This window comes from Streptomyces sp. NPDC047028 (assembly GCF_040644095.1).
Taxonomy (GTDB): Bacteria; Actinomycetota; Actinomycetes; order Streptomycetales; family Streptomycetaceae; genus Streptomyces.
Genome location: NZ_JBEYVS010000008.1, coordinates 158,788 through 181,753 on the forward strand (window position 1 = coordinate 158,788; position 22,966 = coordinate 181,753).

25 protein-coding genes are annotated in these 22,966 nt (G+C 73.6%); 14 read left to right on the forward strand and 11 right to left on the reverse strand.

Annotation, left to right across the window (positions count from 1 at the left end; translation table 11 throughout):
* Nucleotides 1-163: 163 nt before the first annotated feature.
* On the reverse strand, nucleotides 164-943 hold the full coding sequence (locus ABZ854_RS10320; RefSeq protein ID WP_361207226.1) for a lysozyme: 780 nt from the start codon (nucleotides 941-943) through the stop codon (nucleotides 164-166).
* 158 nt (nucleotides 944-1,101) lie between these two features.
* Here ABZ854_RS10320 and ABZ854_RS10325 point away from each other — a divergent pair, with 158 nt between their 5' ends.
* The 3 genes from ABZ854_RS10325 (at nucleotide 1,102) to ABZ854_RS10335 (ending at nucleotide 4,961) form a co-directional block, all read left to right on the forward strand.
* Complete coding sequence (locus ABZ854_RS10325; RefSeq protein ID WP_361207229.1) at nucleotides 1,102-1,785, forward strand: class II aldolase/adducin family protein; 684 nt, start codon at nucleotides 1,102-1,104, stop codon at nucleotides 1,783-1,785.
* Between the two features lie 195 nt (nucleotides 1,786-1,980).
* Complete coding sequence (locus ABZ854_RS10330) at nucleotides 1,981-3,078, forward strand: alpha/beta fold hydrolase (RefSeq protein ID WP_361207393.1); 1,098 nt, start codon at nucleotides 1,981-1,983, stop codon at nucleotides 3,076-3,078.
* A 431-nt stretch (nucleotides 3,079-3,509) separates the two neighbouring features.
* A complete protein-coding gene (locus ABZ854_RS10335) occupies nucleotides 3,510-4,961 on the forward strand; it encodes a hypothetical protein (RefSeq protein ID WP_361207232.1) in 1,452 nt (483 codons plus the stop codon).
* Nucleotides 4,962-5,049: 88 nt separating this feature from the next.
* On the opposite strand, the gene ABZ854_RS10340 is transcribed toward ABZ854_RS10335, so the two are convergent.
* Nucleotides 5,050-5,463, reverse strand: a complete 414-nt coding sequence (locus tag ABZ854_RS10340; RefSeq protein WP_129309840.1) for a VOC family protein — start codon at nucleotides 5,461-5,463, stop codon at nucleotides 5,050-5,052.
* Between the two features lie 265 nt (nucleotides 5,464-5,728).
* Here ABZ854_RS10340 and ABZ854_RS10345 point away from each other — a divergent pair, with 265 nt between their 5' ends.
* The 8 genes from ABZ854_RS10345 (at nucleotide 5,729) to amaP (ending at nucleotide 11,332) form a co-directional block, all read left to right on the forward strand.
* Nucleotides 5,729-7,327, forward strand: a complete 1,599-nt coding sequence (locus ABZ854_RS10345) for an ABC-F family ATP-binding cassette domain-containing protein (protein ID WP_361207235.1) — start codon at nucleotides 5,729-5,731, stop codon at nucleotides 7,325-7,327.
* 335 nt (nucleotides 7,328-7,662) lie between these two features.
* Nucleotides 7,663-7,884 carry a helix-turn-helix domain-containing protein gene (locus ABZ854_RS10350; protein ID WP_010355597.1) on the forward strand — a complete coding sequence of 74 codons (222 nt, stop codon included), beginning with the start codon at nucleotides 7,663-7,665 and terminating at the stop codon, nucleotides 7,882-7,884.
* A 138-nt stretch (nucleotides 7,885-8,022) separates the two neighbouring features.
* Complete coding sequence (locus tag ABZ854_RS10355; RefSeq protein ID WP_361207238.1) at nucleotides 8,023-8,826, forward strand: enoyl-CoA hydratase/isomerase family protein; 804 nt, start codon at nucleotides 8,023-8,025, stop codon at nucleotides 8,824-8,826.
* A 179-nt stretch (nucleotides 8,827-9,005) separates the two neighbouring features.
* Complete coding sequence (locus ABZ854_RS10360) at nucleotides 9,006-9,479, forward strand: Asp23/Gls24 family envelope stress response protein (RefSeq protein WP_361207241.1); 474 nt, start codon at nucleotides 9,006-9,008, stop codon at nucleotides 9,477-9,479.
* Between the two features lie 63 nt (nucleotides 9,480-9,542).
* Nucleotides 9,543-9,737 carry a hypothetical protein gene (locus ABZ854_RS10365; RefSeq protein WP_361207243.1) on the forward strand — a complete coding sequence of 65 codons (195 nt, stop codon included), beginning with the start codon at nucleotides 9,543-9,545 and terminating at the stop codon, nucleotides 9,735-9,737.
* On the forward strand, nucleotides 9,734-10,117 hold the full coding sequence (locus ABZ854_RS10370) for a hypothetical protein (RefSeq protein WP_361207246.1): 384 nt from the start codon (nucleotides 9,734-9,736) through the stop codon (nucleotides 10,115-10,117). Before ABZ854_RS10365 ends, ABZ854_RS10370 begins: the two co-directional genes overlap by 4 nt.
* On the forward strand, nucleotides 10,114-10,743 hold the full coding sequence (locus ABZ854_RS10375; protein WP_361207249.1) for a DUF6286 domain-containing protein: 630 nt from the start codon (nucleotides 10,114-10,116) through the stop codon (nucleotides 10,741-10,743). Before ABZ854_RS10370 ends, ABZ854_RS10375 begins: the two co-directional genes overlap by 4 nt.
* A gap of 4 nt (nucleotides 10,744-10,747) precedes the next feature.
* On the forward strand, nucleotides 10,748-11,332 hold the full coding sequence (amaP, locus tag ABZ854_RS10380; RefSeq protein ID WP_361207252.1) for an alkaline shock response membrane anchor protein AmaP: 585 nt from the start codon (nucleotides 10,748-10,750) through the stop codon (nucleotides 11,330-11,332).
* A 40-nt stretch (nucleotides 11,333-11,372) separates the two neighbouring features.
* Here the strand turns inward: amaP and ABZ854_RS10385 are convergent, their stop codons facing one another.
* The 9 genes from ABZ854_RS10385 to ABZ854_RS10425 all read right to left on the reverse strand — a co-directional run bounded on the left by ABZ854_RS10385 (nucleotide 11,373) and on the right by ABZ854_RS10425 (nucleotide 19,786).
* Nucleotides 11,373-12,128: an SDR family oxidoreductase gene (locus ABZ854_RS10385; protein ID WP_361207255.1), complete on the reverse strand. Its 756-nt coding sequence runs from the start codon at nucleotides 12,126-12,128 to the stop codon at nucleotides 11,373-11,375.
* A gap of 5 nt (nucleotides 12,129-12,133) precedes the next feature.
* A complete protein-coding gene (locus ABZ854_RS10390) occupies nucleotides 12,134-13,930 on the reverse strand; it encodes a glycoside hydrolase family 15 protein (RefSeq protein ID WP_361207258.1) in 1,797 nt (598 codons plus the stop codon).
* A 71-nt stretch (nucleotides 13,931-14,001) separates the two neighbouring features.
* Nucleotides 14,002-14,289 carry a hypothetical protein gene (locus ABZ854_RS10395; protein ID WP_361207261.1) on the reverse strand — a complete coding sequence of 96 codons (288 nt, stop codon included), beginning with the start codon at nucleotides 14,287-14,289 and terminating at the stop codon, nucleotides 14,002-14,004.
* Entirely contained in the window at nucleotides 14,286-14,840 is a 555-nt protein-coding gene (locus ABZ854_RS10400; RefSeq protein WP_361207396.1) for a SigE family RNA polymerase sigma factor, read from the reverse strand. Before ABZ854_RS10400 ends, ABZ854_RS10395 begins: the two co-directional genes overlap by 4 nt.
* 8 nt (nucleotides 14,841-14,848) lie before the next feature.
* Nucleotides 14,849-16,390, reverse strand: a complete 1,542-nt coding sequence (locus tag ABZ854_RS10405; RefSeq protein WP_361207264.1) for a sodium:solute symporter — start codon at nucleotides 16,388-16,390, stop codon at nucleotides 14,849-14,851.
* Between the two features lie 431 nt (nucleotides 16,391-16,821).
* Nucleotides 16,822-17,673 carry an SURF1 family protein gene (locus tag ABZ854_RS10410; protein WP_361207267.1) on the reverse strand — a complete coding sequence of 284 codons (852 nt, stop codon included), beginning with the start codon at nucleotides 17,671-17,673 and terminating at the stop codon, nucleotides 16,822-16,824.
* A gap of 16 nt (nucleotides 17,674-17,689) precedes the next feature.
* A complete protein-coding gene (locus ABZ854_RS10415) occupies nucleotides 17,690-17,923 on the reverse strand; it encodes a hypothetical protein (RefSeq protein ID WP_129309854.1) in 234 nt (77 codons plus the stop codon).
* A 97-nt stretch (nucleotides 17,924-18,020) separates the two neighbouring features.
* Nucleotides 18,021-19,007 (reverse strand): DEDDh family exonuclease, encoded by a 987-nt coding sequence (locus ABZ854_RS10420; protein WP_361207270.1) that lies wholly within the window; start codon nucleotides 19,005-19,007, stop codon nucleotides 18,021-18,023.
* A gap of 152 nt (nucleotides 19,008-19,159) precedes the next feature.
* Nucleotides 19,160-19,786 (reverse strand): TetR family transcriptional regulator, encoded by a 627-nt coding sequence (locus ABZ854_RS10425; RefSeq protein ID WP_361207273.1) that lies wholly within the window; start codon nucleotides 19,784-19,786, stop codon nucleotides 19,160-19,162.
* 126 nt (nucleotides 19,787-19,912) lie between these two features.
* On the opposite strand from ABZ854_RS10425, the gene ABZ854_RS10430 reads away from it, so the two are divergent.
* The 3 genes from ABZ854_RS10430 to ABZ854_RS10440 are packed head-to-tail and all read left to right on the forward strand — an operon-like array spanning nucleotide 19,913 to nucleotide 22,957.
* Nucleotides 19,913-20,734, forward strand: coding sequence for an acetoacetate decarboxylase family protein (locus ABZ854_RS10430; RefSeq protein ID WP_361207276.1), 822 nt, complete (start codon nucleotides 19,913-19,915; stop codon nucleotides 20,732-20,734).
* The gene (locus tag ABZ854_RS10435) at nucleotides 20,734-21,618 is read left to right on the forward strand and encodes an SDR family NAD(P)-dependent oxidoreductase (RefSeq protein WP_361207279.1); all 885 of its coding nucleotides are present in this window, start codon (nucleotides 20,734-20,736) and stop codon (nucleotides 21,616-21,618) included. Before ABZ854_RS10430 ends, ABZ854_RS10435 begins: the two co-directional genes overlap by 1 nt.
* 40 nt (nucleotides 21,619-21,658) lie before the next feature.
* Nucleotides 21,659-22,957, forward strand: a complete 1,299-nt coding sequence (locus tag ABZ854_RS10440) for an amidohydrolase family protein (protein ID WP_361207282.1) — start codon at nucleotides 21,659-21,661, stop codon at nucleotides 22,955-22,957.
* Nucleotides 22,958-22,966 lie beyond the last annotated feature (9 nt).

Consider the following 22,966-nt stretch of genomic DNA (forward strand, 5'->3'; position numbering starts at 1 on the left):
CCCAGGCAATCGTTCGAGCGTCATTGGCTCGTCGAACGTAGGCAATCTGAGTGAACGGAAGGTGAACTGGGCCGGGACTCGCGATGTCGGTAACGGGGGGCCGTGCTTCCGCCTGTGATTCCGTGGTGCGCCGGTGTGTGCCCCGGCCCCGCGAGCCCCTCGGTCACCACCCGCGCGCGAAGGTCCGCAGCCGGCTCGGCGAGCCGTTGAAGAGGTTCTGGTCGCCCGGCAGACCGCCCTTGGTGTCGTACTGCCAGAAGGTCCAGTACGCCCAGCCGGCGGGCAGTGTGCCCGGACCCCGCGAGCCGTGCCGGGCGATCCACAGGGCGTGCGAGCGGGCGAAGGAGGTGCTGCGCCCGGTGCAGGTGTCCCACCAGTGGGTGGTGGTGTAGATCACCGGGCGGCGCCCGGTCTCCCGCTTGATCTCGTCGCTGAAGGACCAGATCCAGTCGACCATCTGCCCGTGGCTCAGCCCGTAGCACTCGTGCTTCGGGTCGTACGGGTTGTACTCGATGTCGAGCGCGGGCGGCAGGGTCTGCCCGTCGGCCTGCCAGTCGCCGCCGTTGTGCACGAAGAAGGCGGCCTGCGCGGCGCCCGAGGACCGGTCGGGGCGCGCGAAGTGGTACGCGCCCTTGATCACGCCCGCGTCGCCCGCGCCGCCGTACTGCTCGGCGAAGTACGGGTTGCGGTACGTCGTGGACTCGGTCGCCTTGATGTAGACGAACCGGGATCCGTTGGCGCGGGCCTCGGGCCAGTCGACGTTGCGCTGGTGAGAGGAGACGTCGTGGCCCCGGGGCAGGCTCGCGACCGTGGCGGGCGGCCCCCAGGCCGGGACCGCGGTCGCCGTGGCGGCGGTGAGGAGGGTGAGCGCGGAGGTGGTCACCGCGAGCACGCCGAGACGGCGGCGGGGACGGCGACGGGAAGGTGTGCGATGACGGGCCATGCGTCCCCCCAGCTGTGGCGGTGAAACATCGTCCAGCGAGCAAGAGGGATCATTGAATGCCGACTGATCATCCAATGAGCGGATTTTCGCGGCGTTTCGTACGGGTCCACTCATTCGGCGGTACGACGATCGGACCGGACGGCTGGGAGGATCACGGCATGGCTGAACCGCTGCGGGACACGAGAGACGAAGAGACGCGGGCGTCGGAGGCTCGGGCCTGGGAGGCGGTGGTCGCGACGGCCCGGCGCAGCGTGGCCGACGGGCTCGTCGTCGGCACCTCCGGCAACGTCTCGGCACGTGTCGGGGACGTCGTGCTGGTCACGCCGTCCGGCGTGCCCTACGACCGGCTGACCCCCGCCGACCTCACCGGTGTCGACCTCGCCGGCCGGCAGGTACGCGGCACGCTCGTGCCGACCAGCGAGCTGCCGATGCACCTGGCGGTCTACCGCACGACCGGCGCGCGGGCCGTCGTCCACACCCACGCCGTGCACGCCACGGCCGTCTCCACCCTCGTCACGGAACTGCCCCCGATCCACTACATGACCAGCGCCCTCGGCGGCCGCGTCCGCGTCGCCCCGTACGCGGCCTACGGCACCGACGAACTGGCCGAGAACATGCTCCGCGCCCTCGACGGCCGCTCCGGCTGCCTCCTGCGGAACCACGGCACGATCACCTACGGCGCCACCCTCGACGAGGCCTACGACCGCACCGCCCAGCTGGAGTGGATGTGCCGCCTGTGGCTGACCGCGTCCGGCGTGCCCGGCCTGACGCCTTCTCTGCTGACGGAGGCACAACTGGCCGAGACCGGGGAACGCCTGAAGGGATACGGCCAACGGAGGTAGCCCGTGCCCACACCACCCGCCCGCAGTCCCCTTCGCACCCTGCTGTCGGCCCGCCCGGGGTCGTCACCCCGCCCCGGGCCGTCACCCCGTACCGGCGTTCCGCTGGCCGGTCGTGGGGTGCGCCGGGACACTGGAGCCGTGCGCACCGTCACAGCGACCGCCGCCCTCAGAGCCACCGCCGCCGCGTTCACCGGGATGCTCGCGGCCGGCGCGGCCTCCGTCGCCGTCGGCCGGCTCGCCAGCGATGCCGCCCTGAAGGCGCCCGCCGGCCGTCCCCTGCCGACCGAACCCCGGCTCACCGTGCACCGCACGGCCGCGGGGCAGGTCACGCTCACCCGTGACCTCGCCACCCTGCGCCCCGGGACCTACGGCCTCGCCGGGAACGGCTCCCACGCCGTCGTCGGCGACGTCCTGCACTCCGCCGAACACACCGCCGACACCGTCGTCCGCCGACTCCAGGGCGTCACGCACGGCACCCTCGCGCCCGGCGACTCCGTCTGGCTCACCCCCAACCTGCACGTCGGCAACCCCGGCACCGCCCTCGGCCTCGACCACGCCGACATCGACGTGCCCGGCGAACTCGGCTCCCTGCCCGCCTGGTTCGTGCCCGGCGCCCGGGACACCTGGGTGATCGCCGTGCACGGCCTCGGCACCACCCGCGAACACGCCCTCAACGTCATGCGGTTCCTGCACGAACGCCGCCTGCCGGTCCTCGCCCTCGCCTACCGCGGCGACCTCGGCGCCCCCCGCCCGCCGGACGGCCTCCACCACCTCGGCGAGACCGAGTGGCGCGACGTGGACGCCGCCATCCGCTACGCCGTCCGCTACGGCGCCCGGCGCGTCGTCCTCCTCGGCTGGTCCACCGGCGCCACCATGGCGCTCCGCGCCGCCGAGCGGTCCGCGGTACGGGACCGCGTGGCCGGTCTGGTCCTGGACTCCCCGGTGCTCAGCTGGGAGGCGACGCTGCGCGCCCTCGCCCGGGCCCGGCACACCCCCGGGCCGCTGCTGCCGCTCGCGGTGCGGGCCGCCCAGGGCCGCGCCGGACTGCACGCCGACCGGACGCGCGGCCCCGCCGCGGCCGACGGCCACGAGCGGCTCGCCGTGCCCACCCTGATCCTGCACGGCCCGGGGGACGCGGTGGCACCCTGGGAGTTCTCGCGCCGGATGGCCGCCCACCAGCCGCACCTGGTCGCGCTGCACACCGTTCCGCACGCCCCGCACGGCGCCATGTGGAACCCCGACCCGGAGGGGTACGAGGAGCGCGTGCGCCGGTTCCTGACCCCGCTGATGTGAGCCCCCGGCCCGCTCCCGGCCCGCTGCCGGCTCGTACCTGGCCCGCTGCCGGCCTGTACCTGGCCCGCTGCCGGCTCGTACCGGGCCCGCTGCCGGCTCGTACCGGGCCCGCTGCCGGCCTGTACCTGGCCCGCTGCCGGCTCGTACCGGGCCCGCTGCCGGCCTGTACCGGGCCCGCTGCCGGCTCGTACCTGGCCCGCTGCCGGCTCGTACCGGGCCCGCTCCCGGCTCGTACCGGGCCCGCTGCCGCCTCGGCGGCGCACCCATCGGGCAGGGCCGGGAAGCACCGGTTCCCGGCATTCCGTTCAAGGCCGTACGACTGGCCTGAATCCGCCGCCCGGACCGCCGTCGAGCGGACGCGCGGGCCCGTCCACCCGCTCCCGGCGGCATTCCGTTTGGGTTTTCGGACCGTCAGCAGGAAGACTGCAGCCGTGACGTCCCGTATCCCGCGCGACTCCAGGCTCCGACTCGTCCGACCGCGGCCCCTGGCCGCCGTCCCGAGAGCTGTGAACCAGCGGCGCCCGCGCCGCCCCGCACCCCGGCCCCCGGAGGGCACCCCCGCCCCGGCCGAACTGGCCAGAATGGCCCGCACCGGCCTGGCCGGCGCGGTCCGCGTCGCCTGCTGGGCGGACGCCGCCCTCGGCCCCGGCAGCGACGGCGCCACCGGAGACGGCAAGGCCACGCTCTCCGAGGCCACCGCCGAACGCGCCGCCGCCCACCTCGACCTGAGCGTCGCTCAGGTCCGCACCGACTGGGACACCGCCCGCCTCGCCGGACTCGTCGAGGTGCACGGCGACAGCGCCCGCCCCGGCTGGCGGCTGCGCGCCTGGGACCGCGACGACAGCGCCGTGCTGCGCGGCTGGGTCGCCCTGTTCGACGCCTGGTCGCTGGCCAGTCCGGAACCCGACGGCCACGAGCCCGCCGCCGTCGCCGAGGTCGTCTCGGCCATGCCCCAGGTGCTCTCCTTCCTCCAGCTGTCCGCCGGCCCCGTCCCGGTCGCCCAGCTCCTCGACCTGCTCCAGCAGCGCGTCACCGAACTGCGCACCGAACGCTGCGAGGTCCCCTACGAGCCCGGACCGGCACCGGCCGGGTTCGCCCGCCTCACCGGCCCCGCACCGACCGCCCTGCCTCCGGCACCCGCGGAACCGGCCGTCCCGGCCGACACCCCGCTCGCCCCGCTGCTCGACTGGGCCCTGGGCGCGCTCGCCTCCGTCGGCGCGCTCACCTGCGACGCCGGCCAGGCCACGCTCACCCCGCTGGGCAACTGGGCGGTCTGGGTCAAGCTGGAGCAGATCTGCGTGGCCGCGCAGAGCCCGGCAGGCAACATCGAGCAGTCCGCCGAGGACATGCTGCGCGGCTGCGCCCAGCTCCGCCCCAACGCCGCCCGCGCCGAATACCGCGCCTGGCTCGCCGCCCGCCCCGTCGGCGGCGCCGTCGCCGAACTCGTGGACGCCGCTCGGGGCGACGACGCGCTGCTGCGCGGCCTCGCCTTCGAGGCGCTCCGAGTCGTCGGCGCCCCCGCCGAGCCCGACGTGCACGCCGTCGTCGACGAGCCGGCGCTGCGGCCGTACGCCCTGCTGTGGCTCGCCGAGCACGACGGGGCCGACCCGGAGGACGCCCACGAGGTGCTGACCCGTGAGGAGGCCACCTGGCTGTGGGTGGACACCGCCGCGGCCGTCTCCGACCACGGCGAGGCGTCGATGCTGGTACGGCACCTGGAGTCCGCCGTGCAGCCCACCGTCCCCATGCTGCTCGACGAGGTCTGCGCCGTCGGGCACCCGCGCACCGTGCAGGTGCTGGTCGCCCTCGCCGCCGCCCACCCCGACCCGGCGCTGGCCAAGGCCGTCCGCCGGGCCGCGTTCCAGGTGCACACCGGCGGCTGAGGGCTCGGCCGCGCACGTGAGGGGCGCGGGGAACCGCGCGACCGGCCACGACGGTGCCGCAGGCGAACGACGGCGGGCGGTCCCGCCCTCAGGTGGTGATCTCCGGGCAGTACGTCCCGAAGCTCCAGATGTTGCCCTCGGCGTCGCGGGCCATGTAGTCCCGTGAGCCGTAGTCCTGGTCCGTCGGGGGCATCACGATCTCCACGCCGTGCTCGACGGCCCGCTGGTGGTGGGCGTCGACGTCGTCCACGGCGATGTAGACCCCCGTCGGGCCCGCGTCCTTCATCACCGTGTCGAAGAGTCCGCCGCGGCCCTTGGAGCCCAGCATCACCGCGCCGTTGCCCTGGGCCAGCTCGGCGTGCATCACCTTGCCGTCCTCCGTCTCGTACACCGACAGCTCCGTGAAGCCGAGGCCCTCCGTGAGCTGCCGGATCGCCGCCTTCGCGTCCGCGTACAGCACCGTCGGATAGATGCTGGGCCGTCCGCCGCCCGTGCCTGCCATGCCGATCACTCCTTCGTGATTCCGGTCGTCCGATGCCCGCCATTCAGCATCGCAGCCACCACTGACAACGCCCCCGCCGAGCGCGCCGCGCCGCCCCGCCCCCCGAACGGACGACGCCCCCGCGGCCACCCGCCGCCGGGGCGCGCCGGAAAACCGCTTGCCCGGCCCCGTTAGACTTGGCCCATGGCCATTCTCCTCGCGCATTAGACGGCGGGAACGTCCTCAGCCGCCCACCGCCAATCCCCGTACGCCCTGGAGTCTGTCCGTGATCTCCGCCTCCGGTATCGAGCTGCGCGCCGGTGCCCGCATCCTCATCGAGAACGCCACCTTCCGCGTCGCCAAGGGCGACCGCATCGGCCTGGTCGGCCGCAACGGCGCCGGCAAGACCACCCTCACCAAGTGCCTGGCCGGCGAGGGCATCCCGGCCGCCGGCCAGATCGCCCGCTCCGGCGAGGTCGGCTACCTGCCCCAGGACCCGCGCACCGGCGACCTGGACGTCCTCGCCCGCGACCGCATCCTCTCCGCGCGCGGCCTCGACGTACTGATCCGCAAGATGCGCGACAACGAGCAGCGCATCGCCAACGGCCAGGGCGCCACCCGCGAGAAGGCCCTGCGGCAGTACGAGCGCCAGGAGACGGAGTTCCTCACCAAGGGCGGGTACGCCGCCGAGGCCGAGGCCGCCACCATCGCCGCCGCGCTCAACCTGCCCGACCGCGTGCTCGGCCAGCCCCTGCACACGCTCTCCGGCGGTCAGCGCCGCCGTATCGAGCTGGCCCGCATCCTGTTCTCCGACGCGGACACCCTGCTGCTCGACGAGCCGACCAACCACCTCGACGCCGATTCGATCATCTGGCTGCGCGACTACCTGAAGACCTACCGCGGCGGCTTCATCGTGATCTCCCACGACGTCGACCTGGTCGAGACGGTCGTCAACAAGGTGTTCTACCTGGACGCCAACCGCGCCCAGATCGACGTCTACAACATGGGCTGGAAGCTCTACCAGCAGCAGCGCGAGGCCGACGAGAAGCGCCGCAAACGGGAGCGGGCCAACGCGGAGAAGAAGGCCGCCGCCCTGCACTCGCAGGCCGACAAGATGCGCGCCAAGGCCACCAAGACCGTCGCCGCGCAGAACATGGCCCGCCGCGCCGACAAGCTCCTCGCCGGCCTGGAGGCGGTCCGCCAGTCCGACAAGGTCGCCAAGCTCCGCTTCCCCGACCCGTCCCCCTGCGGCAAGACCCCGCTGATGGCCGAGGGCCTGTCGAAGTCGTACGGCTCCCTGGAGATCTTCACCGACGTCGACCTGGCCATCGACAAGGGTTCCCGGGTCGTCATCCTCGGCCTCAACGGCGCCGGCAAGACCACCCTGCTGCGCCTCCTAGGCGGTGTGGAGACGCCCGACACCGGCGAGGTCGTCCCCGGTCACGGCCTCAAGCTCGGCTACTACGCGCAGGAGCACGAGACCCTCGACCCGGACCGCACCGTCCTGGAGAACATGCGCTCGGCCGCCCCCGACATGGACCTCGTCGAGGTCCGCAAGGTGCTCGGCTCCTTCCTGTTCTCCGGTGACGACGTCGACAAGCCGGCCGCGGTCCTCTCCGGCGGCGAGAAGACCCGCCTCGCCCTGGCGACCCTGGTCGTCTCCTCCGCCAACGTGCTGCTGCTGGACGAGCCGACGAACAACCTCGACCCGGCCAGCCGCGAGGAGATCCTCGGCGCGCTGCGCACCTACAAGGGCGCCGTCGTCCTCGTCACTCACGACGAGGGCGCAGTGGAGGCACTCCAGCCCGAGCGGATCATCCTGCTGCCGGACGGCGTCGAGGACCTGTGGGGCGCCGACTACGCGGACCTCGTCGCCCTCGCTTGATCGAATGCCTGATCCACTGGGTATGGATCATTCGGCCTAGCCGTGATCCATCATCTGTGTGAGATCTCCTCGTATCGAGGTGTGTCGTACACGTATTTTGCGGCCGATCCCTGTTGTGCCAAGGGGTCGGCCGCCGTGCCGCGCTGACCTGGCTCTTTGCGGAACCACTCGTTCGGCTGTACGGACGCCATGTCGCGGAATCCAGAATTCCGCTTGTGGGGACGCGCTCCTGTCGTCACAACCTTGTCCCACGGACCTTGCCGAATGGGTGGCCATCCCGCCCCGGAGGGGTGATCATGAGGAGACCAGAGCGCACTTCCCATGAGGAGGCACGGGTGGCCGAGACTCTGAAGAAGGGCAGCCGGGTGACCGGCGCCGCGCGCGACAAGCTCGCGGCAGACCTGAAGAAGAAGTACGACTCCGGTGCGAGCATCCGGGCGCTGGCCGAAGAGACCGGCCGCTCGTATGGCTTCGTACACCGGATGCTCAGCGAGTCGGGCGTCACGCTCCGTGGGCGTGGCGGAGCGACCCGGGGCAAGAAGGCCGCTACGTCCTGACTCCGGGCGGCCCATCGGCTTCGATGGTGGCCACCCGGTCGGCCGACTGAGCGGCCGGGTGGTTACTGTGCAGTCACTTAGCATGCCGTGCGTGCAGTACGGCACCGCGTTGATGACCGCACCCATCGGAGGCGCCCCATGGCTTCGCCCGACCAGGACCTCGCTCCTGTACTCGACAAGGACGGCGTAAGGCTCACCGTCGACGACGCGCTCGCGACGGTGACGCTGACCAATCCGGCCAAGCGCAACGCGCAGAGCCCCGCTCTGTGGCGGGCGCTGGCCGAGGCGGGCCGGCTGTTGCCGGGCACCGTCCGTGTCGTGGTGCTGCGCGGCGAGGGCCGTTCCTTCTCCGCCGGGCTGGACCGTCAGATGTTCACCCCGGAGGGGATCGAGGGCGAGCCGTCCTTCATCGATCTCGCGCGCCGTGACGACGCCGGGCTCGACGCGACCATCGCCGAATTCCAAGAGGCGTTCACCTGGTGGCGGCGCAACGACATCGTGTCCATCGCCGCCGTCCAGGGGCACGCCATCGGGGCCGGCTTCCAGCTCGCGCTGGCGTGCGATCTGCGGGTCGTCGCCGACGACGTGCAGTTCGCCATGCGCGAGACCGGCCTGGGCCTCGTTCCCGACCTGACCGGCACGCATCCGCTCGTCGGGCTGCTCGGGTATGCCCGCGCGCTGGAGATCTGCGTGACCGGGCGGTTCGTGCAGGCGGAGGAGGCGGTGGCGTCCGGGCTGGCGAATCTCGCGGTGCCGGCGGGGGAGCTGGACGGGGCGGTGCGGGATCTTGCCGCGCCGGTGCTTGCCGCTCCGCGGGATGCGGTGGTGGAGACCAAGGCGTTGTTGCGGGGAGCCGCCGGCCGTACGTACGAGGAGCAGCGGGCTGCTGAGCGGGCTGCTCAGGGGCGGCGGCTGCGGGAGCTGGCCGGGCTCGGCGAGTGAACCGGCGCTGAACCGGCCCCCGGCGTTGGTCGCTGTGCCCACCCTCCGCGACCCTCGACTTCGCTCGGGCGGGGGAACCCCTCGCCCTGCGGAACGCCTGCCCACAGCGTGGCAGAGGCGGGTCGGGGGATTTTTGCTTACGGTGGCCGGGGGACGATGACCGGAAGGGACGGGTGGCGATGAGTGATATGACGACGAACCCGGACGGTGGCGGCGAAGCCGGGGTGTCCACCCGCAAGGCGCCACGGCGCGGCGGCGGCGACCCCGGCCTCAGGGGGCGTACCACCATCGCCGACGGAGTCGTGGAGAAGATCGCCGGCCTGGCCGCCCGCGATGTGGTCGGCGTCCACGCCCTGGGCAGCGGACTGGCGCGGACCTTCGGGGCCGTACGGGACCGGGTGCCGGGCGGGTCGAAGTCGGTGACCCGGGGCGTGAAGGCCGAGGTCGGCGAGGTGCAGACCGCGCTCGACCTGGAGATCGTCGTGGACTACGGCGTGTCGATCGCCGACGTCGCCCGCGCCGTCCGGGAGAACGTGATCGACGCGGTGGAGCGGATGACCGGACTCGAGGTCGTCGAGGTCAACATCGCGGTGAGCGACGTCAAACTGCCGGACGAAGAGGACGAGGAACCGGAGCCGCCCCGCATCCAGTGAGGCGGGTGTCCGCCCCCGGAAAGGCCCTGACCACGCACGCCTGACCCATTCGAGGAGCGCCGCATGAGTACCGCCGTGATCGGCATGTTCGCCGGGATGGCACTGGGCTTCGCCGGCTGGTTCGGGGGCTTCGGGGCCTTCCTGGTGGTGGCGGCGCTCGGCGCCGTCGGATTCGTGGCGGGCCGGTTCCTGGAGGGCGAGCTGGAACTCGGCGATTTCTTCCGCATGCGTGACGACCGGCGCGACCGGCGGCGATGACACCGGTGAGCGCCCAGGCCGGCGCGGCACGCAGCCCCGCGGACCGTGTGGCACCGGGCGAGCGTGGCGCGACCCGGATCGCCGACCGGGTCGTGGCCAAGATCGCCGGCCAGGCCGCCCGGGAGGCGCTGGCACCGCTCCCGGCGGACGCCACCGGGCCGTACGCCAACGTCGTCCTCCACCACGACACCGCGCGCGTCCGGGTCCACCTCGAACTCGGCTATCCCTGTGACATCGGTGCCTGCTGCGCCGCCGTGCGCCGCCGGGTCGTCGAACGGGTGCGGGAGCTGGTCCGGATGGACGTGCCTGAGGTGGCCGTCCAGGTGGAGCGGCTGCACCTGGTGCCCGCGCCGGACGCCGACCGGGGGAGGGCGCGATGAGCGAGCCCCCCGGGCCCGGGACGGACGCCGACCGGCCCACCGGCCTGGAGAAGGCGCCCGGCACCCCGGAACCCGCGCTCCGCGGCAGCGGCCGGTTCTGGTCGGCGCGGCGGTTGCCCGCCGGGATCGTCGCCCTGGCCGTCCTGGTCGTGGCCGGTGCCTTCCTGTACGACATCGCCGCCGTGCGCGCCCACCGGCCGGCGATGCGCTGGCGCCGCGCCCTCGCCCGGCAGCTCGCCGAGCGGCCCCTGGACGACACCTGGGTGCTGGTCGGCGCCGGTGTCGCCGCCGCGCTCGGCCTGTGGCTGGTCGTCCTCGCGGTCACCCCGGGACTGCGGGACCTGCTGCCGATGCGCCGCCCGCACCCCGACGTCCGGGCCGCGCTCCGGCGCGACGCGGCCGCCCTGGTGCTGCGCGACCGTGCCCTGGAGGTGCCCGGCGTCCGCGCCGTGCGCGTCCGGATGGGGCGCGGGAAGGCCGACGTGCGGGCCGTCTCGCACTTCCGCGACCTGGACGACGTACACGCCGATCTGGACACCTCGCTCGCCGACGCCGCACGGGCCCTCGGCCTGGACCGGCCCCCGGCGCTGTCCGTGCGCGTCGCACGGCCCGGACGGAAGGGGTGAGACCGTGCGCAGGGGCGTCGTCAACCGTGTGCTGACCGGGATCACGGGCCTGCTGCTGCTCGTGGTGGGCGGGACGGTGCTGGCCGTGGGCCTGGGCGCAACCGTGCCGTCCTGGTGGCCGTACACAAGCTCGCACGACGTGCTGCTGACCCGGGCCGAACGGACCCGCTGGCGGGACGCCGGCTGGTGGTGGCCGGCCGTCCTCGGAGCCCTGGCCGTCCTCGTCCTGCTGGCCCTGTGGTGGCTGACCGCGCTGCTGCGCCGGCGCCGGCCGGCCGAGATCACCGTCGACACCGCTGACGGCGACGTCGCCCGGCTGCGGACCAGGGCGCTGGAGTCGGCCCTGGCCGCGGAGGCCGGCCGGCAGGACGGCGTGGCCCACGCCGAGGTCCTGCTGACCCGCGGCCGCCGGGGCGCACCTGCGGCCCGGGCCGGGCTCCGGCTGGACCCCGACGCGGACCCGGCCACCGCGCTGACGGACTTCACGACCGGAGCCCTGGCGCACGCCCGCACGTCGACGGGGCTGCCCGCCCTCCCGGCGGAAGTGCGCCTGACCGGCGTCCGGCACCGCCCGGAGAGGGTCAGCTGAGGGAGCCGGGCCCCACGGGCGGTCGTGAACGGGCGGGCCCTCAGAACCCGTGCCGCATGCCGCCGTCCACGGGCAGCATGATCCCGGTCAGGTAGGAGGCCGCGGGGGAGAGCAGGAACGCCGCGGTACGACCGAACTCCTCCGGAGTGCCGTAGCGGCGCAGCGGGATGCGGGACTCGTTGGCGGCCCGGGTGGCCTCCGGGTCCGCGGACAGTCCGTCCAGCTCGCGCACGCGGTCGGTGTCGATGCGGGACGGCAGCAGCCCGACCACGCGGATGCCGCGCGGCCCCAGCTCGTCGGCGATCGACTTCGCGAACCCGGCGAGACCGGGCCGCAGTCCGTTGGACACGGTCAGCGCGGGGATCGGCTCGTGCACCGAGGCGGACAGCACGAACCCGATGACACCGCCCGCCTCCAACTCGTCCGCGGCCCTGCGGGCGAGCCGGACCGCGCCGAGGAACACGGACTCGAAGGCGTCGCGCCACTGCTCGTCGGTGTTGTCGGCGACGAAGCCGGGCGGCGGCCCGCCGACGCTGATGAGCACGCCGTGGAAGCCGCCGAAGTGCTCCCGCGCGGCCGCGACGAGCCGCTCGGGCGCCCCCGCGTCGGAGTTGTCGACGGCCACGCCCACCGCGTCCGGCCCGAGTTCGGCGGCGGCGTCGGCGACCCGCTTCTCGTCCCGGCCGGTGATCACGACCTTCGCCCCGTCGGCGACCAGCTCCCGCGCGGCGGCGTTGCCCAGCCCCCGGGTGGCACCCGTGACGACGTACACCCGGTCCTTCAGTCCAAGATCCATGGCCCCTATCCTGCCTCCCCGCCCCCGCCGCCGAACAGGGCGAGGGCGGTGTTCACCAGGGCGATGTGGCTGAACGCCTGCGGGAAGTTGCCCACCTGGCACCCGCCCACCGGGTCGTACTCCTCCGCCAGCAGCCCGACGTCGTTGACGAGCCCGGCGAGCCGGTCGAACAGCTCGCGCGCCTCCTCCGTACGGCCCGTCAGGTGCAGGGCGTCGGCGAGCCAGAACGAGCAGGCGAGGAAGGCGCCCTCGCCGCTCGGCAGGCCGTCCACGACCGGTCCGCCGGGGTCCGTGTCGTAGCGGCGCAGGAAGCCGCCGTGGCCGAGGTCGGCGCGGATCGCGTCGACCGTGCCGGCGACGCGGGGATCGTCGGGCGGCAGGAAGCCGACGCGGGGGATCAGCAACAGGGCGGCGTCCAGTCCGGCCGAGCCGTAGTACTGGGTGAAGGTGTTGCGTGCGGCGTCGTAGCCCTTCTCACACACCTCCCGGTGCACCTCGTCGCGCAGCGTGCGCCAGCCCTCCAGGTCACCCCGCAGCTCCGGGTAGCGCTCCAGGGTGCGAACGGCGCGGTCGGCGGCCACCCACACCATCACCTTGGAGTGCACGAAGTGACGCCGGCCGCCGCGTACCTCCCACAGCCCCTCGTCGGGCTGCCGCCACGCCTTCTCCAGGAACCCCAGGAGCGCGCGCTGCAGGGACCACATGTGCGCCTTGGTGGGCAGCCCGGAGGCGCGGGCCAGCCACAGGGAGTCCATCACCTCCCCGTACACGTCGAGCTGGAGCTGGTCGACGGCGCCGTTGCCGGTCCGTACCGGCGTCGAGCCGGCGAACCCGGTCAGCCAGGGCAACTCGGTCTCCGGGAGCCGCCGTTCGCCCGCCACGCCGTACATGATCTGCAGGTCGGCCGGGTCGCCCGCGACGGCGCGCAGCAGCCAGTCGCGCCACGCCTCGGCCTCGTCCTGGTAGCCGGCGGCCAACAGGGCGTTGAGGGTCAGGGTGGAGTCGCGCAGCCAGCAGTAGCGGTAGTCCCAGTTGCGCACGCCGCCCGGCTTCTCCGGCAGCGAGGTGGTGGGGGCGGCGACGATCCCGCCGGTCGGGGCGTAGGTGAGGGCCTTCAGGGTGATCAAGGAACGCACGACGGCGTCCCGGTAAGGGCCGTCGTAGCGGCAGCGCGCGGCCCAGCGCCGCCAGTCCGCGACGCTGGTGCGCACCGCCTCGTACGGGTCGATGAGCGGGGGCCGGGGTTCGTGCGAGGGGTGCCAGGTGAGCACGAACGCGACCTGTTCGCCCGCTTCGACGGTGAACTCCGCGTGCGTGCCGAAGTCCTCGCCCCAGGTGCGCACGGCCGGTTCGGACCGCAGCCACACGGAGTCCGGTCCGGCGACGGCGACCCGGTGGCCGTCGGAGCGGCGCATCCAGGGGACGACCGAGCCGTAGTCGAAGCGCAGCCGCAGCGTGCTGACGACGGTGACGCGCCCGCTGACCCCCTCCACGACGCGTACGACGTCGGGCGCGCGCTCCCGCTGGGGCATCAGGTCGGTGACGCGCACCGTGCCCTCGCCGGTCTCCCACTCGGTGTCGAGGACCAGCGTGTCGCTCCGGTAGGCGCGGCGGGTGCAGGTGTCCGCCCCCTTGGGGGCGATCCGCCAGTGGCCGTTGTCCTCGTCGCCCAGGATCCTGGCGAAGCACGCGGCGGAGTCGAACCGGGGCAGGCACAGCCAGTCGATCGAGCCGTCCCTGCCGACCAGGGCCGCGGTCTGTTCGTCACCGATGAGGGCGTAGTCCTCGATGCGCGCGTTCACGGGGTGCGGCTTCCCGGAGTGGGAGGGGGCCAATCAGGTGGTGGGCCGGGGGAGTGACCGGTGGCCGGCGGTCACCTCGGGGCGCCGAGTGCGGGTGCGGACACCGTCGCCCCCGGTCCGGAGAAGACCACACCCGGACCGGACGGTGCCCGGTTGAGCACCCACAGGCCGATCAGGACCGCCACGGCGAAGACGACCGCGACGAGGACGGCGAGGACGAGACGGCGGCGGCGTTCGCGGCGCAGCCACTCCCCGCGGGCCGTGCGGTAGGCGTCGGGGGCGGCGTGCACCCCGCCGGCCAGCGCGGCGAGCGCGTCCGCGAGGTCCCGCTCGGTGCGGTCAGGGCCGGTGTCGTTCATCGCCGGGCCTCCATCGCCTGGGTCAGGGCGGCGATGCCGCGTGAGGTGTGGGTCTTGACCGAGCCGCAGGAGATGCCCATCGCCGCGGCGATCTCGCTCTCCTTCAGGCCGAGCCAGTGCCGCAGCACCAGCGCCTCGCGCTGCCGGGCGGGCAGCTGCTGCAGCGCGCCGATCAGCACGCGCTGGTCGTCGTGGAGCAGCGCGGTGCTCTCGGCGGAGGCCACCGGCTCGTGCACCGGCTGCTCCTCGTGCCGGCGGGCCACCTGGAGGTGGCGTATCCGCATCCGGGTCAGGTTGCAGACGGTGGAGCGCAGGTAGGCCTCGGCGGCCTCGGTGTCCCTCAGGCGCCGCCACTTGCGGTAGATCTGGTAGTACGCCTCGGCGACCACGTTCTCCGGGTCGTCGGCGCCGAGCAGCACGGCGAGCCGCAGCATCGAGGTGTAGTGCCGCTCGAACAACCGGGCGACACCGGCCTCGCGCTCCACGTCGGCCGGGTCGGCGGCCGCGGGGGCCAGGGATGCCGGCGCGGGCGTGCCGGCGCCGGGTCTCAGGTGCTGTCTCACGGGTTGTTCGCTCCCGTCTCGGGGCGCCGCCGGACGGTCAGGCGCGCGGGCAGGTCGGTCAGATCGGCGCCGCGCGGGACGCCCAGCCGGGCCAGGACCGGGGTCGTGGCCATGGCGACGAGCAGGTTGAGCGCCAGGGCGAGGAGCCCCGCGTAGACGGCGGGCGCCCCGCTGCCCAGCGGCACGATCGGCGAGAAGCCCTGCCGGACCACCAGGAACGTGCCGACCAGCATGCCCGCTCCCCAGCCGGCCAGCAGCGCCCGCGGATGCAGCCACCGGGTGTAGAGGCCGACCGCCACCGCCGGGAAGATCTGCAGGATCCACACCCCGCCGAGCAGTTGCAGGTTGATCGCGTCCTGGTCGCGGAGCCCGAACACGAACGCCACCGCGCCCACCTTCGCGGTCAGCGACACCGTCTTGGCGATGCGCACCTGCCGTTTGGGCGTGGCCGTCGGGTGCACGTACTCGACGTAGACGTTGCGTACGAAGCTGGTGGCGGCCGCGATCGACATCACCGCGGCCGGCACCAGCGCGCCGACGGTGATCGCACCGAACACCAGTCCGGCCAGCGGCCCGGGCATCAGCCGGTCCACCAGCATCGGTACGGCCGCCTCCGCGTTGCCCTTCGGCGCCCGAACCCCGGCCGCGAGGGCCGCGATGCCGAGGAAGCCGAACATCGCGAGCAGCCCGATCCAGGCGGGCAGCGCCACGGTCGTCCGGCGCAGGGTCCGCGGGCCGTCCGCGGCGAAGCCGACGGTCAGCACGTGCGGGTACATCAGCAGGGCGAGCGCGGAGCCGAGCGCGAGCGTGGCGTACGCCGGCTGCTGCGCGGGGGTGAGCAGCAGCGCGGGCCCGCCCAGACGGCCCGCCGCCCCGTCGAACACGCCGCCCGGGCCGTGGAACCGCTCCAGGACCAGCCAGGTCACGGCCGTGAGGGAGACGAAGACGGCCACGGCCTTCAGCGCCGAGATGACGGTGGGCGCCCGCAGCCCGTGCCGGTACGTCGCCACCGCGAGCCCCGCGAACAGCGCCACCATCACCAGGTCCCCGGTCGCGCCCCGCGGGTACACGCCCCCGGCCGCCAGCACGGCCCGGATGCCGAGCAGTTGCAGCGCCAGGTACGGCATCGTCGCCAGGATCCCGGTCAGCGCGACGACCAGGGCGAGGGGCGGGGAGCCGTACCGGCCGCGCACGAAGTCGGCGACGGTGATGTAGCCGTGTCGGCGGGCCACCGTCCACAGCCGGCCCAGCAGCACGAAGGCGAGCGGGCACATGATCACCGTGTACGGCACGGCGAAGAAGGCGGGCGCGCCGTTGCCGTAGGCCAGGCCGGGGATGGCGGTGAAGGTGTAGGCGGTGAACATCGTGCCGCCCAGCAGCAGCCAGATCCAGCCCTTGCCCAGGCTGCGGTCGGCCAGCGCCCAGCCCTCCAGGGACGGCAGCCGGTCGCTCGGGCGCAGCCGGCGCGCGGTCACGGCGAGCAGCGACGCCCCGCCGATCACGGCGAGGAAGGTCGCCGCGGTGGCGCCGTCGGCCATGGGTCACCGTCCCTGGTTGTGCCCTCCCCGGAGAGTTGCGCGGGGGCCGCGTCCGGAGGACAGGAAGCCGGCGGGTGCTCGCGGCGTGCGCCGCGGCCCGGTCCCCGGCGGGGCGCAACTCTTCCACAGACCGGCGGCCGGGGGGAGGGGAGCGCAGGTCACGGCACAGTGGGGTCGCGGCCGGCTACGGTGCGTCGTGGGTGAGGGGACGGCTCTGGCGCGGTCGGCGAGCCCGTGCGGGGCGGGCTGAGGGGGGCCGGCCGGCGGTCAGGCCGCGGTCCCGCAGACCGTGGCTCGTCCGGCCGTGGCCCCTCCGGCCGTCGCCCGTTCGATCGGGGACGGTCGACCGTGGCTCGTCCGGCCGTGGCTCGCCCGACCATGGACGGTCTGACCCTGGCCCGTCCGAGCGCGGCCCCTCAGATTGTGGCCCCTCAGACCGTGGCCTTGTCCGTCTCCGTCGGCCCTGCCGCCGTGTCCTCGGGCGTCTTCTGGGCCGCCTTCTCCTCGCGGTCGCGGATCTCGCGACGGAGCAGGAACCACCAGCCGACCGGTACCGCCGCGGCGAACAGCCACCACTGGAGCATGTACGCGTAGTTCAGCGGGGCGTCCTCGCTGCCGGGGTCGGAGATCTGCTCCGGGGAGCCGCCCTTGGGCTCCGGCGCGATCTGCTCGACGTAGCCGCCCAGCACGCGTGCGTGCAGCCGCCGGGCTTCCTCCGCGCTGTTGATCAGCATGATCTGCCGGTCGGGGAGGCCCTGGACGTTCTTGATGCCGCTCGCCGCGGTTGTCTCGTCGGCCATCAGCCGGCCCTTGATCGTGGTCCGCCCGGCGGGCGGCGCCGGGATCTTCGGGAACGCGGTCTGCGCGCCGTTCGCGGGGATCCAGCCCCGGTTGACGAGCAGCACCTTGCCGTCGTCGAGGACGAACGGGGTCAGCACGTGGAAGCCGACCTGGTCGTCTGAGTTGGTGCGGCGCCGGACCACCTCTTCGTGGGCGGTGTCGAAGGTGCCCGTCGCGGTGACCGTCCGGTACTTGTCGGTGCGGGTCACGGCGTGGCCGGGGGAGGACAGCTCCTCGACCGGGGCCGGCTTGGCGTGCAGCGCCGAGGAGACCAGGTTGTTGCGTGCGGTGCGCTCGTCGTACCGGTGCCCCTGCCAGAAGCCGAGCCTGATCATCGTCGGGATCAGCGCGATCGCGACGAGGGTGAGGATCACCCACTGGCGGCTCAGCAGGAAGCGGTAACGGTGCACCCCACGACGGTACCTCCGGGCCGTGGGGCGCATGCGCGCGGGTACCGGGTCACACCCGGTCCACGACCCCCGTCTTCCCGTCGGCCCGGGCGCAGTGCGCGCCGCAGTACCAGGTGCCGTCCGCCTCCACTCCCTGGCCGATGATCTGCACCCGGCAGTGCTCGCAGATGGGGGCCATGCGGTGGATCGCACAGGAGAAGCAGTCGAAGACGTGCACCGCCCCCTGCGCGTGCACCTCGAACGTCATTCCGTAGTCGTTGCCGCAAACTTCGCATTTCGCCATGCGCCACAGGGTGAGCCGTCATCGGTGCCCGGGCGAGCGGGCGCCGGGCGAGTCGCGCGGCAATCACCCGTCCGTACGGTCGACCGCCTTCGTGCCGTCAGCCGTCGGCGGGCTCGACGTCCCTCAGGAGCTGCCCGAAGGCCGCCTCGTCCACGATCGGGGTGCCGTACTGCCGGGCCTTGACGGTTTTGGAGGTGCCCGCCCCGGGGTCGTTGGTGACGAGCAGGCTGGTCAGCCGGGACAGGCTCGTCGCCACGTGCAGCCCGGCCTCGACAGCGCGGTCCTCCAGCAGCTCCCGGTCGACGGAGGTGTCTCCGGAGAACGCCACCCGCATGCCCTGTTTGAGTCGTTTGCCCTCTTCGTAGCGGCCCGGGTTGGGGTGGGGGCAGGCCGGGCGCTTCCGGGACGGCCGCCAACTACCCGGTCGGTAGCCGCCGTAGCCCCCGCTCGCCTGGTGGCCGATCCGGGGCGTTTCCGACCACTCCGTCAGTGGCAGGCACTCCAGCAGCGGCAGCCGTACGCCGCTCGCCGCCGCGCTGCGCAGGCTGGGCCGGAACGCCTCCGCCAGCACCCGCGCGTCGTCCAGCGCGTGGTGTGCCCGCTGCTGGACGACCCCGAAGTGCGCCGCCAGCGACTCCAGCTTGTGGTTGGGCAGCGGCAGCCCCAGCTCCTTGGAGAGCGCGATGGTGCACAGCCGCTGCCGCACCGGCGCCTGGCTCTTCGCGCGCGCGTACTCCCGCGCGATCATCTGCCAGTCGAAGACCGCGTTGTGCGCGACGAGGACCCGGCCGTCGAGCCGGGCGGAGAACTCCTCGGCGATGTCCGGGAACAGCGGCGCGCCTTCGAGCGCCTCACTCGTCAGACCGTGTATCCACACGGGTCCCGGATCGCGCTCCGGGTTGACCAGCGTGTACCAGTGGTCCTCCACCTCGCCGCGCGCGTCCAGCCGGTAGACGGCCGCCGAGATGATCCTGTCGTCCCGGGCCAGGCCGGTGGTCTCCACGTCAACGACCGCGTATCCCTGGGGATACGCGGTCGGCCACTGGGTGGGGGAGGACACTGCGGTCGCACGGTCTTCGAGCATGGTCACTGAGGATACGGGCCACGACTGACAGCCCCGCCCCCCAGGTACCGGCCGGGCGTGAACTGTCGTACACCTGGACGCCTTTCAGGGGCGCACGCGCGCGTGTGTGCGGTCCACCCCCGGCTCCGCGCGCGTGGGCACGTACCCGCCGGTCATTGTCCGTCCCCTGCGAGCAGCCCCCGCACCAGGGCCCGTACCGACGTCACGAACAGCCGGTCCGCCGCCGGTGGCCGGGACAGCGCACGGGCCAGGGCCGGGTCGTCCCCGGCGGCCTCGGCGCGCCACAGCTCCTCGCCCCCGGGATGCTGCGCCGGGGCGCGCTCGCGGTTGCGCTCGACCAGCACATGGCCGACGACCTGGAACTGCACGGCCCGCACGAACTCGGCCGCCCGCCCGCCGCGCAGCCCCGCCGCGTGTGCCTCGCGCACCAGGGCCTGCTGGGCGGGCAGGAACATGCGGTCGGTCAGACCGCGTTCGTGCACCAGCGCCACCAGGTGCGGGTGGTCGCGCAACTGCCGGCGCAGCGCCCGTGCGACGGACACGACCCGCTGTTCCGGTGTCCGCCCGTGCGGGCGGATCTCGCCGAGGTCGGCCACCGTGCGCTCCACCAGGGCGTCGAGCAGCGCCTCGCGGCCCCCGACATGCCAGTAGATCGACGTGACGGCGGTGCCCAGCCCGGCGGCCAGCCTGCGCATGGTGAGGGCGTCCGGACCCTGCCGCTTCACCAGCTCCGCGGCGGCCGCCAGCACCTCCTCGCGGGACAGTGCGCCTCTCGCCATGTTCCCTCCCCCTCGCACCTTTTCGTGCGGCCGTATTTACCCGGCACGGACTCTGCTGTAACTGTGTTACAGGTGACGGCTCGTCAGGTGCGGCGGCGGGCCCTCGGGAGAAGGGCGGTACGGCGTATGGCACGCGTACGGTACGGCGCACGGACCGAGCAGGAGACAGCCACCACCCGCACCGCGAGCGCGCGGCTCCCCGACATCTGGTCCACCGGTGTCGTGGCCGTCTGGGAGACCGACCCGGACGCGGTCGCGGCGGTGCTCCCACCCCCGCTCAAGCCCACTGCGCGCCCCCTCGCGCGCGTGAACATCAGCAAGGTCGACCTGCCCGGATACCCGCTGGGCGCGGGCTCCTTCGCGGTCGCCGCCGCCCACGGCGCGGTCGACGGCTGGTACCCGCTGGTCATGCCGATGACCCACGAGCGCGCCCTCACCGGTGGCCGCGAGGTCTTCGGCGAGCCCAAGAAACTCGGCGAGGTGACGCTCGACCGCGACGGGTCCGGCCTGCGCGCAGCGCTGGGCCGCCACGGCATCGACTTCGTGGAGGTGCGGGGCACCGTCGACGGCGACCTGCCCCTGCCGGAGCCGTCCCGCAAGACCGACTTCTACTTCAAGTTCCTGCCCGCCGTCGACGGGTCCGGCTTCGACGGCGACCCCCTGCTGGTGCACTGCGTCCGCCACGAGAGGACACGCCGGCTGCAACGGGTCACCGGCGAGGTCGTACTGCGCGAGTCCCCGTACGACCCCGTGGCCGACCTCCCGGTGCTGCGCCTGCTGGACGTCACCCTCGGCGAGAAGACCAGCGACCAGAGCGGCCGGGTCGTCGAACGCGCCGACGCGCGTGCCCTGCTGCCGTACGTCCACCAGCGCTACGACGACCCCCTCCAGATCCTCGACGCGCCCCCGGAGCAGGCCTGTGAGGCGCCTTGGGAAGGGAGTCACTGATGGACCTCCACGCGGGACAGGTGGCCGTCGTCACCGGAGCGGCGAGCGGCATCGGCCTCGCCATGGCCCGGCGGTTCGCCGCCGAGGGACTGAAGGTCGTCCTCACCGACGTCGAGGAGACCGCCCTGGACAAGGCCGCCGCTGACCTGCGCGCGACGGGCGCCGACGTGCACGCGCGCGTGGTCGACGTCGGCGTGCGCGAAGAGGTCCTCGCTCTCGCCGAGTCGGCGTACGACACCTACGGCGCCGTGCACCTGCTGTGCAACAACGCCGGGGTCGGCTCCGGCGCCGAGGGCCGCATGTGGGAGCACGAGCCGAACGACTGGCAGTGGGCTTTCAACGTCAACGTGTGGGGCGTCTTCCACGGCGTCCAGGCGTTCGTGCCACGGATGATCAAGTCGGGTCAACCCGGTCATGTCGTCAACACGTCCTCCGGTGACGGCGGCATCGCCCCGCTGCCCACCGCCTCCGTGTACGCCGTCACCAAGGCGGCCGTCGTCACCCTGACCGAGTCGCTCTACGCCCACCTCAGGGCGGAGCACGCGCGCGTGGGCGCCTCCGTGCTCTTCCCTGGCCCGCACATGCTGCGCACCGGCCTGTGGGAGTCGCACCGCAACCGGCCCGCCCGCTACGCCAAGCAGCGGCCCCGCAGGACCCCGTACCGCAGCCTCGGCCAGTGGGAGGCCGCCATGCGCGAGGCCGGCCAGGAGGTCCGCTTCACGCCCGTCGAGGACGTCGCCGAACTGGTCGTGTCCGGCGTCCGCGCCGACCGCTTCTGGCTGCTGCCCGAGAGCGAGCACAGCGACGCCCAGATCCGCGCGCGGGCCCGGTCGATGCTGGACCGCGCGAACCCGTCGTACCTCGAAAGCTTCATTCTCGACTGACTCGACCGACCCGACCGACTCGACTGACCGGGAGGCTGCCATGGCCGGCCAGGACCCGTACCTGATCATCTCCTCCGACTGCCACGCCGGGCTGCCCACCGAGCGGTACCGGCCCTACCTGGAGTCCCGCTTCCACCGGGACTTCGACGAGTTCCTCGCCGGCCGCGACCTGCGCCGCGAGGAGATGACCCGGCTCGGCATCCGCAACGAGGCGTTCGCGGACCAGTGGTTCCAGGACAACGAGGAGGGCCTGCGCGGCGGCTGGGACAGCGCGCAGCGCCTGAAGGAGCTGGACGGCGACGGGGTGGCCGCCGAGGTCGTCTTCCCCGACGCCGACGCGGTGGACAGCCGGACGGCGGCTCCCTTCGGCGTGGGCCTCGGCCTGTCCGGCGACCACGACCCCGAGCTGGGCATGGCCGGCGCCCGCGCCCACAACCGCTGGCTCGCGGAGTTCGTCTCCGAACACCCCGAACGGCACTGCGGAGTCGCCCTGCTGCCCGTCACCGCCGAGACCGGCGCCGTCGTCGCCGAGATCCACCGGGCCCGGGAGTCCGGCCTAGGCGCGCTGATGATCCCGGCCATGTGGGCCGGCAAGGAGCCGTACCACGACCGCCGTTACGACCCCGTGTGGGCGGCGGCCGCCGAGTGCGGGATGCCCGTGCTCACCCACTCCGGCGCGGCCCCGAGGGACGAGTACGGCGACCACCTCGGCATCTACGTCAGCGAGGTGACCTGGTGGCCCGCCCGCCCCCTGTGGTTCCTCCTCTGGTCGGGCGTGTTCGAACGCCACCCCGGACTGCGGTTCGGGGTCGCCGAGTCGGGCTGCTGGTGGCTGCCGAACCTGCTGTGGTTCATGGACCGCCTCTACCTCGGCGCGCACGGCGGCAAGAAGCTCTCCCCGTTCCAGGAGCTGAAACGGGCACCGCACGAGTACCTCGACCGGCAGGTGTTCGTCTGCGCCACCAACACCAAGCGGCGCGAACTCGCCCAGCGCTACGAGATCGGCGTCGACAACATTTTGTGGGGCAGCGACTTCCCGCACCCGGAGGGCACCTGGCCCGACACGCGCGCGTGGCTGCGGCGCACCTTCCACGACATCCCGGTCGCCGAGACCCGCCGCATGCTGGGCCTGGCCGCGGCCGAGGCGTTCGGCTTCGACGTCGGCAGGCTGGCCCCGCTGGCCCACCGCATCGGCCCGACCCCCGCCGACCTCGGCCAGAGCGCCGACCAGACGGCCGTGGAAGCCTCCTGGGCCCGCTCCCGCGAGGCGGGCCGGCACTGGCTCACCGGCCACGACTTCCCCGTGCTGGGGCCCGGGCCCACGGAGGGGGACCGGTGAGCACCGACG

Excerpts from the sequence above, each read along its gene's own strand:
- ABZ854_RS10320 (WP_361207226.1), bottom strand. The coding sequence starts at position 943 with ATGGCCCGTCATCGCACACCTTCCCGTCGCCGTCCCCGCCGCCGTCTC.
- ABZ854_RS10325 (WP_361207229.1), top strand. The coding sequence starts at position 1,102 with ATGGCTGAACCGCTGCGGGACACGAGAGACGAAGAGACGCGGGCGTCG.
- ABZ854_RS10330 (WP_361207393.1), top strand. The coding sequence starts at position 1,981 with ATGCTCGCGGCCGGCGCGGCCTCCGTCGCCGTCGGCCGGCTCGCCAGC.
- ABZ854_RS10340 (WP_129309840.1), bottom strand. The coding sequence starts at position 5,463 with ATGGCAGGCACGGGCGGCGGACGGCCCAGCATCTATCCGACGGTGCTG.
- ABZ854_RS10355 (WP_361207238.1), top strand. The coding sequence starts at position 8,023 with ATGGCTTCGCCCGACCAGGACCTCGCTCCTGTACTCGACAAGGACGGC.
- ABZ854_RS10360 (WP_361207241.1), top strand. The coding sequence starts at position 9,006 with ATGAGTGATATGACGACGAACCCGGACGGTGGCGGCGAAGCCGGGGTG.
- ABZ854_RS10365 (WP_361207243.1), top strand. The coding sequence starts at position 9,543 with ATGAGTACCGCCGTGATCGGCATGTTCGCCGGGATGGCACTGGGCTTC.
- ABZ854_RS10370 (WP_361207246.1), top strand. The coding sequence starts at position 9,734 with ATGACACCGGTGAGCGCCCAGGCCGGCGCGGCACGCAGCCCCGCGGAC.
- ABZ854_RS10375 (WP_361207249.1), top strand. The coding sequence starts at position 10,114 with ATGAGCGAGCCCCCCGGGCCCGGGACGGACGCCGACCGGCCCACCGGC.
- ABZ854_RS10385 (WP_361207255.1), bottom strand. The coding sequence starts at position 12,128 with ATGGATCTTGGACTGAAGGACCGGGTGTACGTCGTCACGGGTGCCACC.
- ABZ854_RS10395 (WP_361207261.1), bottom strand. The coding sequence starts at position 14,289 with ATGAACGACACCGGCCCTGACCGCACCGAGCGGGACCTCGCGGACGCG.
- ABZ854_RS10405 (WP_361207264.1), bottom strand. The coding sequence starts at position 16,390 with ATGGCCGACGGCGCCACCGCGGCGACCTTCCTCGCCGTGATCGGCGGG.
- ABZ854_RS10410 (WP_361207267.1), bottom strand. The coding sequence starts at position 17,673 with ATGCGCCCCACGGCCCGGAGGTACCGTCGTGGGGTGCACCGTTACCGC.
- ABZ854_RS10415 (WP_129309854.1), bottom strand. The coding sequence starts at position 17,923 with ATGGCGAAATGCGAAGTTTGCGGCAACGACTACGGAATGACGTTCGAG.
- ABZ854_RS10420 (WP_361207270.1), bottom strand. The coding sequence starts at position 19,007 with ATGCTCGAAGACCGTGCGACCGCAGTGTCCTCCCCCACCCAGTGGCCG.
- ABZ854_RS10425 (WP_361207273.1), bottom strand. The coding sequence starts at position 19,786 with ATGGCGAGAGGCGCACTGTCCCGCGAGGAGGTGCTGGCGGCCGCCGCG.
- ABZ854_RS10430 (WP_361207276.1), top strand. The coding sequence starts at position 19,913 with ATGGCACGCGTACGGTACGGCGCACGGACCGAGCAGGAGACAGCCACC.
- ABZ854_RS10435 (WP_361207279.1), top strand. The coding sequence starts at position 20,734 with ATGGACCTCCACGCGGGACAGGTGGCCGTCGTCACCGGAGCGGCGAGC.
- ABZ854_RS10440 (WP_361207282.1), top strand. The coding sequence starts at position 21,659 with ATGGCCGGCCAGGACCCGTACCTGATCATCTCCTCCGACTGCCACGCC.